This is a genomic window from Enterococcus sp. 3H8_DIV0648 (assembly GCF_002140655.1).
In the GTDB taxonomy this organism is placed as follows: Bacteria; Bacillota; Bacilli; order Lactobacillales; family Enterococcaceae; genus Enterococcus_A; species Enterococcus_A hulanensis.
Genome location: NZ_NGLG01000001.1, coordinates 1,106,519 through 1,117,029 on the forward strand (window position 1 = coordinate 1,106,519; position 10,511 = coordinate 1,117,029).

Below are 10,511 nucleotides of genomic sequence, written 5' to 3' on the forward strand. Positions count from 1 at the left end.
CCTCATCCTTGATCACTTCTTTATACATATTAATCAAGATATCCGGTTCCGAACCAAGCTTCCCAGCGATCGTGACTGTCTCAGTTCCAATCGGATTGTTCTGTGCGAAGAAAATTCCGCCGATACTTAAAAAGATCACAGCTAGTGTAATCAAAGTTACTTTTCCGCTGCGATTTTGCAAGAAACGGATTAACGTACTAAAAATAATGGCAAGCAACGCTGAACTGATGGCGCCGATCAATGTCAAATTTGGATCATTTCGGTCAATCCCGAGTAAAATAAATGTCCCTAATCCGCCGGCACCGATTAGTGCTGCCAATGTAGCAGTCCCAATAATCAAAACGAGGGCTGTACGGACTCCAGAAATAATCACGGGCATTGCCATCGGCAGTTCGACACGCATTAGTTTTCGCATCCGTGACATCCCGAATGCATCGGCCGCTTCTTCGATCGACGGATCAATCTCTGATAAACCGATATAAGTATTTTGGAAAATCGGCAATAACGCATAAACCACTAGGGCTATTAATGCTGGCACCGTTCCAATACCCACAAAGGGAATTAATAATCCCAGCAAAGCTAGAGATGGGATAGTCTGCAAAATACTCGTAATTTGCAAAACAACCTCTGCTAATTTTTTTCGCTGGCTCAACAAAATCGCCAACGGAATCGCGATCACTACCGCAATTAATAACGCACTCAAAGAAATCGCTAAATGTTCAAAGATCGCCGATAAGAGATCGTCTTTTCTTTCACTAAAAGTATTCATTAATTCATTCATAAAATATCCTTTCAAAATTATGACTTGTTCTCAGTATAACTTAATCAAAAAGGGAGACAAAAATATTGGCTCGGATAAAAAGTAGTATAATGACAAGTGACTCCTAATAAAGAAAGCAGGAAAAAGATGAAAACAATGGATGATTTAAAAGAAATCCAGCTTACTAAACAAGAGAAAACTTATTCTTATTTGAATTCTCATCATTATAATTGGTTCAAAGCAATCGATTTAAATTTATTAAACAGCGACGGATTCACTAACTATTTCTTGTGGATCAAGCAAAATGAACCGGCTGTTTTCGAAACGCTGCAGGAAAGAGTTTTAAGTGCAACGATAATCAGCTTCCAGAATGAACTGTCTGATACAGACAGTTTCGTCTTAGTGACTGCGGCTTGGGCGAATGGCTTCGTTCCTGAAAAATCCGCAGCCGCGATGCAGGACTTTGATCGGTATTTGACGAATTACACGATGCAAAAAGATCCGTTAATCGGCATCAATCAAATGAATGCAGATTTCAATCAAGTATTAATGCAGCATTTGCCAAAAGTACGACGCCAAGACTTGCGGCTGATCGCTCGTCTGCTCTTACTAAAAGAAGCTTCAGCAGATGCTACTTCCGAAGAGCTGAATACTCTGAATGCACCTAACAGAAAACGAACCCAAGAAATGTTGGAGCTATTTCAAAATCTTTAAAGAAAAAAGAAACGACTTTTTTGGGTCGTTTCTTTTTTTCTTACTGCTTAGTCGAAGTTACCATGACATGCCACTGCTTTAAATCATATCGATAAAGGCCGCCTTGAAACACAGGGTCCGCATCTGAGATAGCTTTGGCCTCTGCCAGATTTTCCGCCTCAAAAATCACCATCGCCCCATTAATTTCTTCAGTCGTCATGTCACCGAAAACACCAGCTGTCAAATACCGTTTCGCCGATAACTTTTTCAAATACTCTGCGGATTCTATTGCGACTTGCTCGGTCACCTCATCTGCTCCAACTTTGTAATCAATCCGAACAAACAACATACTTCCTTCTTTCATTTTTTCTCCCCTCCTATAACAAATAATTATTTTCTTTATTCGCTGCCTGCAAACGATAAAGCTCATAAGTCGCGTAACCTGCGACTACTAATGGTTCTTGTTTACACATGGCTTCTGCCTCTTCATAACTTTTCGCCTTGAGAATAAACATTCCCGCCATGCCCGGATACCCTTTAAACGCACCGGCAAGTTCAATGCTGCCCTCAGCATCTAGTTTACGCAAATTTTCGACATGCTCGGTCACTCCGGCTTTATTTAGTTTTCGATACTCTTTAGTTTTCTTGATCATCATGACATATAACCATTCCTCCATGATATTCCTCCTAATCATATTTTTCTACGATATTCAACGCACGTCTCTTCAACTCTTTTCGAGCTTCCTCCGGTTCAAGTATTTCCATGTAGGGACCAAAAGAAAGCAAGCGATGATAGGTCCATTCGTTCAATGGATATTCAACCGTCACTAAAAAAGTTCCATCTGGATTTTGCTCGACCTGATGCTCATGAAACTCATCGAATAAGCGAAAGGCCATCTCTGGAGAAAATCGCAGCTTAAACGCCGTGAAAACCATAGCATATGCAGATTCGTCCAACGAATAATCCTTCGGCAATGTTCGTTCAAAGGTTTCGTTCATGACATTGATTCTTTTCATACGCGACAGACGGAAAACTCTGATCGCTTGATTGCGATGACAAAAGCCTACGATGTACCAAGCATGAGATTTAAAAATCAAGCGCAACGGATCAACGGTTCTTATTGAGTGCTGCAATTCTGAGTTGAAATATTCGAAGGTCAACACATACTTTTGAGTAATCGCTCTTCGTAATTCTGCAATCGTGATTTTTTCATCATCCTTGCTTCCCCAATAGCTGAAGTCAACCTCCAGCCAATCCTCTGACAACGGATGATCGAACAATGCACCGATCTTGTTCAGCGCTTGATCTGCATCCGGATAATTTGATGCCTGAAGAATCTGCAATCCTTGATAGACCTGTACTTGCTCTTCGCTCGTCAAAAAAGATTTGTTCAAGGCATATCCATCCATCAGTGAAATACCGCCGCCAGATCCTTTTTTCGACATTATGGGAATACCTGACAAAGTAAGAGTCGTAATATCACGATAAATCGTCCGGGTCGAAACGTTGAAGTACTCCGCCAATTCTTTTGCCGTGACCTGTTTATGGCTGACAATGTAAAAAATCATCCTCACCAACCGTTCGATCTGCATAAAATTCCTTCCTTTCAATAAAACTATAACAAGGGTAATGCGACAATAAGCTGTCATATTAAAAAAAGAAAAAAGAGGTAAAACATTTTTTATGCTCTACCTCTGTTTTTAAGACAATCTAGTAATTTCTCGCTCGATTAATGCAAGGGACAGCTTCAAGGCCTTTACCCGTTCTTTTGACAAAGTAATTTGTGATTTCATGTTTCGTCCAGCAGATTGCTTTTCTTCTAATGAAATGATCGCCTGCTCGACTTTGTGCAGCGTCGAAGCTAATGACTTCTTTGCGGCCAAATAATCAGTTAACCCATAGTTTTCCAAGCTGATACGCTCCTTTATTTAATTATAGCAAAAAAAGTCTCCCCTTAAAGAAAGAGGAGACAAAATCTCTTGATAAATTAGCGAATCCCTAAAGCAATCCGTGCATAACGACTCATCTTATCGGTCGTCCATGCTGGATACCAAACAAGCTTCACTTCTACATTCGTTACTTCTGGAATTTCAGCTAAAGCTGATTGGATATTGTCAGTCAAGATATCTGCTAACGGACAACCCATAGTGGTCAATGTCATTTTGATCACAGTATTTCCCGTCTGTTCGAAATCTACTTCATAAATCAATCCAAGGTTAACGATATCGATACCTAACTCAGGGTCAATGACTGACTCTAAAGCGGTCAAAATAGTTTCTTTAATTTCAGCTACTTCTGCATCGGTCCATTTTTGTGTGTTCTCTTCCACCTGCTCCACTCCCTTTCGAGTTTCAAGAGTATTTTACTCTATCTGCCAGCTTTTGTAAATGAGAATTGAAACCTGTTCATTCTCAATTGAAAATCATTATTTATTTGCTTGAGATTTCTTTATTAGATTTTGTTCGTCTTGTGTCAAGAATGTACCTACGACTGAGTCGGTTGCTACGATATTGGTGAATGAGTTTGGATCAACATCGGCCACTACCTGCTTCAATGTGTATAATTCATAGCGAGTAAAGACCACCATGATTACTTCACGATCAGTCGAGCTAAAACCGCCGCGAGCAGGAATCACTGTTAAACCGCGAAGCAGCTCGCGACTTAATACAGCACACATTTCAGTGCTTTTGTTGGTATTAACAAAGGCTGTCATCTTCTGGTGACTGGTATGAACATAGTCAACGACTGTACTCATGGTGAAAATTGTAATAATCGTATACAGCGCGCTTTCCCAAGTGAAGAAGAAACCCGCTACAACGACGATGACACCATTCAACAGCATCATATAATTTCCGACTGTTCGCCCAGTTGTTTTTGATAATAATAATGACACAATATCTAACCCGCCGGTCGTAAAACCGAATTTCAAAGAAAGTCCTGCCCCGATTCCCAACAGCACACCGCCAGTAATTGCATTCATCAATACATTGTCAGTCACCTGACCAACAGGTACCAGTGTTGTGAAAAACGACATAGAGATTACATTCGCAAAACTCAGGATCATCGCTGACTTTCCTAATTTAAGAAATCCTAAAATGAATACCGGAACGTTCAGAAGAAAAATCAAAATCCCGGTATCGAGCGATAGGCCCACATTTGAAAGTAGGTACTCTGCAATTTGGGCGATCCCTGTCATTCCAGCTGAAAAGACATTTGCTGGGATCAAGAAATAATTTAAACCGACCGCGCCGGTCAAGCCAGTAAATAGAATGACAAGGATTTTTTTGGTTAAATCCTTGGATGTATAATTGATAACCTTCTGCATCCGATATTCCTCCTTCAGTTCAAACCTATAATAGAGTAACAGGTTCTCTCATTAATAATCAATCGTTTTCAACAACTTATTGGAGAATAATCATAGCTTTCTTAGCATTTTTTGATAAACTAAAGGAAAAGAACTAGGAGGGTGTCTATGGCTAAAGATGCAAGCTTTGATATCGTTTCAGAATTGAATAAGGAAGAAGTAAAAAATGGTGTCCAAATTGCCCTGAAAGAATTGAAAAACCGTTTTGATTTTAAAGGAAGTCTGTTTGATATCAAAATAGAAGGTAATCAATTAGTGATCAAGGCTGAGGATGAATACAAAGTGGAACAAGTCAAAGATGTATTGTTCAGCAAATTGATCAAACGTGGTGTGCCATTAAAGAATATTCAGTTTTCTGCTTCAGAGCATGCTCTGGGCGGAAATGCACGCCAAGCGGCGGAACTAGTTAATGGGATTGATAAGGAAAGTGCTAAAAAGATCACGACTGCGATCAAAAACAGCAAAATTAAAGTAAAAGCTCAAATTCAAGAGGATCGTCTGCGAGTAACTGGAAAAAATCGTGATGATCTGCAGCAAGTTATTGCGCTGGTAAAAGATATCGAATTACCGATCGACGTGCAATTCATTAATTATCGTTAAAAAAAAGCCGACATTTTCTGTCGGCTTTTCGTTTGCTTTATTTTTTTCGCTAAGTGCGATTCACTTAAATAGAGAAACTTCCGCTTTATTGTGTTTGCGATATTTTTATCTTCTATTTCAATCCCTCAATTACACTCTTTGCTGCCAAAAATCATTGACGGCTCGTTCGACCTCTTCTGGTCCATAAACTACCTTGCGATCTGACCAGTTGATCGGCAGCAGATTTTGATAGTGGGGATTTGTATACCGCTGATCCAATAATAAGATGATCCCTTGATCCTCCATCGTACGGATTACACGACCAGCAGCCTGAATTACTTTGTTCATTCCAGGTAATTGATAAGCATAGCTGAATCCTTGATTTCTTTTTTCATCATAATATTCTTTAATTAATTCTTGCTCATGATTAACCTGCGGCAATCCCACTCCCACTACAACAGTACCGATCAGTCGTTCACCGACCAAGTCGATCCCTTCAGAGAATATTCCTCCTAATACACAAAAGCCGATCAATGTTTGTTCAGGCTGATCAACAAAAGCGGCTAAAAATTCCTCTCGCTCTGTTTCGTTCAGCTTCGATCCTTGGATCTGAATCGCATATTCTGGATAAACATCGTGAAAATAATCCGCTACCTGATCCAAATATTGGAAGGATGGGAAAAAGACTAGGTAATTCCCTGTTTTCGTTTTGACAAGCTTTTCGATAGAGGCCGCGATTTGCGGGATACTTTGCGTTCTTCTTTGATAAGTGGTTTGGATACTAGCATCCACGAGAACCAAACGATTTTCACTTGGAAACGGACTAGGTAAACGATAGGTCAGACTTTCTTCGCCTCCGCCTAAAACTTCTTGATAATAGTCTAGTGGTGAAAAGCTGGCAGAAAAGAGAATGCTGCTGCCGACTTTTTCCATCGTTTGCTCCAGAAACCATGAAGGATCGATACAATATTCCTTAACAATCAAATCATAGGCCTTATGTTCAACAGTTGTCTGATAATGATCATCATAGAACTCGCTCATCCGAGTAAAGCGCAGAATCTCAAAATAGACCGGCAGCATTTTTTGCTGCGCTGGATGATCAGGGTTTTCGGCTAACCATTCTTTGATCTGTTCTTGTAATTTGAAAAGACTATTAATTAGATTTTCCGGTGCCGCTTGCTGATGATGGTAAGCTTCTCCATTTAATGATTGATGGATCAATTCGAACTCGTTGTCGACTCTTGTAAAGGCTTTGTTCAGCTTCTTAAAGGATTTATCCAAATCTTTTTGCATCTGAGCGATATTTTCTCTAGAGATGCTGGCTGAATACATTTCCTTCGAACGATTGACTAAATTGTGGGCTTCATCGACTAATACCAGATTGGTTTTATTTTCTTCCTCGAAAAAGCGGCGCAAATAGACCGTTGGATCAAATAGATAGTTGTAATCACCGACGACCAGATCACAAAAACGACTGACGTCTAATGATAGCTCAAACGGACAAAGTTCATGCTTTCTTGCATAGTCCTCAATCACAGGTCGAGTATACTGGTCCTCATTATTTAACATATCCCATAAGCCATCGTTCACTCGATCATAGTAGCCTTTTGCGAAAGGACAATGCTCAGGAGTACAATTGCGCTCGGTTAAAAAACAAATCTTGTCTTTAGCAGTCAGTGTGACACTTTTGACTCGTGCATCTTTTTTTGTAATCTTAGTGACTGTCTCCTCAGCGACTTGTCGAGTGATCGTCTTCGCTGTCAGATAAAAGATTCGTTCTCCCAGCCCTTCTCCCATCGCCTTAAAAGTCGGGAAAAGTGTCGACATTGTTTTACCTGTTCCGGTAGGTGCTTCGACGAACAGCTTTTGCTGCGCATGAATTGTTTTATAAACCGCTGCAGCCAGCTCTCTTTGACCCGCGCGATAAGTATCAAAGGGAAAGGCTAAAGCTTTTAGCGAATTGTTGCGCGTTTCCCGCCACTCCATTTGGAAGACCAGCCAGCTTTCGTAGCGTTTGATTAAATCATTGAAAAAATCGGTCAATTCTTCAAAGGTAAAGGTCCGAACTTGACGCGTGATCTTTTCTTCGGTTGTTTGAAAGTAGGTCAAGCGTGTGCCGATTTCAGTTAGTTCTTCTTGTTCACTATAGATATAGGCGTACACCATTGCTTGATAAAAATATAAATCGATAATACCGGCTTCCAACTCTTCAAAAGGCGTTTCTGATGTCTTTATTTCATCGATAAATACTCGATTTTCTTCTATATAAATACCGTCTGCTCGACCTTCGATCTGAACGGCAGTGTCAGCGATCTCGACGGGCTTTTTCAACCAAACTTCTTTTTGGTAGTCAGCCCCGCCTTCTTTTTGTAACTGGCGGTGAATTCGTGCGCCTTCTTGAGGTGTATGATTGCTGTTTTTTCCTTCGTCAATGCTTCCGCTGCGCAGGACAAACTCAACGAGCTCACGAATCGCGATTTTTTTAACTGCCACCTGCTCACCTCATTCTTTTTCTCAGCTTAAAATCTTTTAGCTGTTTCACCATAGAAGATTTTTCGGCAGTCGTCAAGTGTTATTCTTCTTTGTTATAGTGAAAATCGTTCAGGGAAGCCACAATTTTTTTACTTTTAAGGTATAATGAAGAAGGAATTTGTGATAGTGAGCTTTATTACTGACAACAAATGACTTTTAATCTGTCAGTAAAGTGAATCAAATCAAAGTTGTTTAGTTTTTAGTGTTTCAAGGAGGAAAATGATGATACAAATCGAAGGTTTTGTTACCGGAATCGCGCAAGAAAATTGCTATTTGATTCATAATGAAAAGAATTTATTGATTGTTGATCCAGGTTCAGAGGGCGATCGCTTGGTAAATGAAATTGAACGGGTCGGCAAAACACCGCAAGCGATTCTCTTGACCCATACCCACTATGACCACATTGGTGCAGTGGAGCAAATACGAAATAAATATGATATTCCTGTTTATGTGAGCGCGCTGGAACAGGAATGGTTAGGCGATCCAATTTTGAATCTTTCTGGTTTGGGGCGTCATGATAATATGCCCGATTTAATCGTACAGCCGGCGGAGTATGAATTCGAGATGACGGAATACGCGATCGGCGGCATGACTTTTCAGGTCGTACCGACACCGGGACATTCAATCGGCAGTGTGAGCTTTATCTTTGATGATTTTGTCGTTGTCGGCGATGCACTATTTAGAGGCAGTATTGGTCGAACCGACTTATATACTGGCGATATGCAGCAACTGCTTTACAGCATCAAAACATATCTATTCACCCTTCCTCGTGAACTGCCGGCTTATCCCGGTCATGGAGAAGCAACAACGATCGGTCGCGAGGTCGATACAAATCCGTTCTTTAATTAATCAACTTTTTGGAGGTTTTAAATATGGCAGAAACAAATCTTTATATTGTTCGACATGGTAAAACGATGTTCAATACATTGGCTCGGGTACAAGGCTGGTGTGATACACCGCTGACCAAAAGTGGTCGCGAAGGTATCCATTATGTAGGTCTAGGCTTGCAGGATACGAAGTTTGAAGAAGCCTATTCAAGTGATTCAGGCAGAGCGATCGAAACGATGCGCATCCTTTTAAGCGAACATCCTGATGGCAAAGATATTCCTTATCACGTAGATCCGCGCATCCGCGAATGGTGCTTTGGTTCATTGGAAGGTGCCTATGATGCAGAAATGTGGGGCGTTTTACCACGAGTATTGAATTTCAAAACAGAAGATGATCTCTTCGCAACAGACGTCAGCTTTGAAGAAATCGCAAATGCTGTCGAAGGTGCAGATACAGCAAACTGGGCAGAACCTTATGAACAATTACGCGACCGTGTTTGGAACGGTTTCGAAGATATCGCGCAAAGTCGGGAAAAACAAGGCGGCGGAAATGTTTTGATCGTTTCTCACGGATTGACCATTGCTTTCTTATTGAGCTTGATCGATTCAAAACAACCGGTACGTGCCAACCTGTTAAACGGCAGTATCAATCGCCTGCGTTATGAAAATGGTGAATTTTCGATCCGCGCCATCAACGATATTAGTTACATGGAACGTGGAAAAACGATCTCAGATCATACAGATGAATAGAAATTTGACTGTCAGCGAATGCTGGCAGTTTTTTTCTTAAAAAAAGCTTAGCCTTTTTTCGATGGTCTTTTCAAAGGTGAAACGGTATACTGATTATTGTTATTAACTTGAAAGGACGTATACTTAATGCTTATTGCCAATATTTTTAAAGCAATTATTCTAGGAATCGTCGAAGGAATCACTGAGTGGCTGCCGATTTCTTCTACGGGACATTTGATTTTAGCCGATGAATTCATCAAGCTGAACATGACACCTGCTTTTATTGAGATGTTCAATGTCGTGATTCAACTAGGTGCGATTCTAGCGGTCGTCGTTTTATATTTTACTAAATTGAATCCCTTCGCTCCCAGCAAAACTCATGAGGAGAAGCAGGATACTTGGACGTTGTGGTTCAAGGTAATCATCGCTTGTTTGCCGGCAGCCGTGATTGGTTTGCCGCTAGATGATTTCTTAGAAGCTCATTTCCACAAATTCTTGCCAGTAGCGATCATGTTGATCGTTTACGGGATCGCGTTTATTGTAGTTGAACGACACAATAAAACAAAAACACCGAAATGTACCAGCTTAAACGATTTTACTTATAAAGCTGCTTTGATCGTCGGAGCCTTCCAATTACTTTCATTGATTCCTGGGACTTCACGTTCTGGTGCAACGATTCTTGGTGCGATCATTATCGGCTGTTCACGTTATGTGGCAACTGAGTTCTCCTTCTTCCTTGGTATTCCTGTAATGTTTGGTGCCAGCGGGTTGAAGATCGTTAAATTTTTATTGAAGGGCAATACTTTTGGCGGTACTGAAATTATTGTGTTATTGGTTGGTATGGTCACTGCCTTCGTGGTGTCGATCGTCGCAATCAAATTCTTATTGGATTACATCAAACGAAACGATTTCACCGCTTTTGGCTGGTATCGAATCGTCTTGGGTATCATCTTGATCGGTTATTGGCTGATTGCTATGTAAGATCTGCATTTTTGCAGGTCTTTTTTTACATCTGAATTTAACGAT

General features: G+C 40.6%; 13 protein-coding genes. 5 read left to right on the forward strand and 8 right to left on the reverse strand.

The window, feature by feature from the left end; translation table 11 throughout:
- Positions 1 to 781: ABC transporter permease (locus A5875_RS05130; protein ID WP_141108326.1), on the reverse strand; the 781-nt coding region annotated here is incomplete at its 3' end.
- Between the two features lie 126 nt (positions 782 to 907).
- Between A5875_RS05130 and A5875_RS05135 the strand changes: the two genes are divergently transcribed.
- Positions 908 to 1,474: a hypothetical protein gene (locus A5875_RS05135; RefSeq protein WP_088932616.1), complete on the forward strand. Its 567-nt coding sequence runs from the start codon at positions 908 to 910 to the stop codon at positions 1,472 to 1,474.
- 40 nt (positions 1,475 to 1,514) lie between these two features.
- On the opposite strand, the gene A5875_RS05140 is transcribed toward A5875_RS05135, so the two are convergent.
- The 6 genes from A5875_RS05140 to A5875_RS05165 form a co-directional block, all read right to left on the reverse strand.
- On the reverse strand, positions 1,515 to 1,817 hold the full coding sequence (locus A5875_RS05140; protein ID WP_088932617.1) for a YciI family protein: 303 nt from the start codon (positions 1,815 to 1,817) through the stop codon (positions 1,515 to 1,517).
- A gap of 13 nt (positions 1,818 to 1,830) precedes the next feature.
- Positions 1,831 to 2,130, reverse strand: coding sequence for a YciI family protein (locus A5875_RS05145; protein WP_088932618.1), 300 nt, complete (start codon positions 2,128 to 2,130; stop codon positions 1,831 to 1,833).
- 10 nt (positions 2,131 to 2,140) lie between these two features.
- The gene (locus A5875_RS05150; protein ID WP_088932619.1) at positions 2,141 to 3,046 is read right to left on the reverse strand and encodes a helix-turn-helix transcriptional regulator; all 906 of its coding nucleotides are present in this window, start codon (positions 3,044 to 3,046) and stop codon (positions 2,141 to 2,143) included.
- A 108-nt stretch (positions 3,047 to 3,154) separates the two neighbouring features.
- Positions 3,155 to 3,364 carry a hypothetical protein gene (locus A5875_RS05155; RefSeq protein ID WP_242551232.1) on the reverse strand — a complete coding sequence of 70 codons (210 nt, stop codon included), beginning with the start codon at positions 3,362 to 3,364 and terminating at the stop codon, positions 3,155 to 3,157.
- Between the two features lie 77 nt (positions 3,365 to 3,441).
- Positions 3,442 to 3,783, reverse strand: a complete 342-nt coding sequence (locus tag A5875_RS05160; protein ID WP_088932621.1) for a metal-sulfur cluster assembly factor — start codon at positions 3,781 to 3,783, stop codon at positions 3,442 to 3,444.
- Positions 3,784 to 3,879: 96 nt separating this feature from the next.
- Positions 3,880 to 4,779 carry a YitT family protein gene (locus A5875_RS05165; protein ID WP_171005004.1) on the reverse strand — a complete coding sequence of 300 codons (900 nt, stop codon included), beginning with the start codon at positions 4,777 to 4,779 and terminating at the stop codon, positions 3,880 to 3,882.
- A 147-nt stretch (positions 4,780 to 4,926) separates the two neighbouring features.
- Between A5875_RS05165 and A5875_RS05170 the strand changes: the two genes are divergently transcribed.
- A complete protein-coding gene (locus tag A5875_RS05170; RefSeq protein WP_088932623.1) occupies positions 4,927 to 5,418 on the forward strand; it encodes a YajQ family cyclic di-GMP-binding protein in 492 nt (163 codons plus the stop codon).
- Positions 5,419 to 5,547: 129 nt separating this feature from the next.
- Here A5875_RS05170 and A5875_RS05175 read toward each other — a convergent pair whose 3' ends face one another.
- Positions 5,548 to 7,890, reverse strand: coding sequence for a helicase C-terminal domain-containing protein (locus tag A5875_RS05175; RefSeq protein WP_088932624.1), 2,343 nt, complete (start codon positions 7,888 to 7,890; stop codon positions 5,548 to 5,550).
- A gap of 261 nt (positions 7,891 to 8,151) precedes the next feature.
- Here A5875_RS05175 and A5875_RS05180 point away from each other — a divergent pair, with 261 nt between their 5' ends.
- From A5875_RS05180 to A5875_RS05190, 3 genes are all read left to right on the forward strand, one after another.
- The gene (locus A5875_RS05180; protein WP_088932625.1) at positions 8,152 to 8,778 is read left to right on the forward strand and encodes an MBL fold metallo-hydrolase; all 627 of its coding nucleotides are present in this window, start codon (positions 8,152 to 8,154) and stop codon (positions 8,776 to 8,778) included.
- 23 nt (positions 8,779 to 8,801) lie between these two features.
- A complete protein-coding gene (locus A5875_RS05185) occupies positions 8,802 to 9,506 on the forward strand; it encodes a histidine phosphatase family protein (protein ID WP_088932626.1) in 705 nt (234 codons plus the stop codon).
- 126 nt (positions 9,507 to 9,632) lie between these two features.
- Positions 9,633 to 10,466, forward strand: a complete 834-nt coding sequence (locus A5875_RS05190; protein ID WP_088932627.1) for an undecaprenyl-diphosphate phosphatase — start codon at positions 9,633 to 9,635, stop codon at positions 10,464 to 10,466.
- Positions 10,467 to 10,511: the final 45 nt, after the last annotated feature.

Bases quoted from the DNA above. Each gene is read 5' to 3' on its own strand.
- A5875_RS05135 (WP_088932616.1), top strand. From the start codon at position 908: ATGAAAACAATGGATGATTTAAAAGAAATCCAGCTTACTAAACAAGAG.
- A5875_RS05140 (WP_088932617.1), bottom strand. From the start codon at position 1,817: ATGAAAGAAGGAAGTATGTTGTTTGTTCGGATTGATTACAAAGTTGGA.
- A5875_RS05145 (WP_088932618.1), bottom strand. From the start codon at position 2,130: ATGGAGGAATGGTTATATGTCATGATGATCAAGAAAACTAAAGAGTAT.
- A5875_RS05150 (WP_088932619.1), bottom strand. From the start codon at position 3,046: ATGCAGATCGAACGGTTGGTGAGGATGATTTTTTACATTGTCAGCCAT.
- A5875_RS05165 (WP_171005004.1), bottom strand. From the start codon at position 4,779: ATGCAGAAGGTTATCAATTATACATCCAAGGATTTAACCAAAAAAATC.
- A5875_RS05170 (WP_088932623.1), top strand. From the start codon at position 4,927: ATGGCTAAAGATGCAAGCTTTGATATCGTTTCAGAATTGAATAAGGAA.
- A5875_RS05180 (WP_088932625.1), top strand. From the start codon at position 8,152: ATGATACAAATCGAAGGTTTTGTTACCGGAATCGCGCAAGAAAATTGC.
- A5875_RS05185 (WP_088932626.1), top strand. From the start codon at position 8,802: ATGGCAGAAACAAATCTTTATATTGTTCGACATGGTAAAACGATGTTC.
- A5875_RS05190 (WP_088932627.1), top strand. From the start codon at position 9,633: ATGCTTATTGCCAATATTTTTAAAGCAATTATTCTAGGAATCGTCGAA.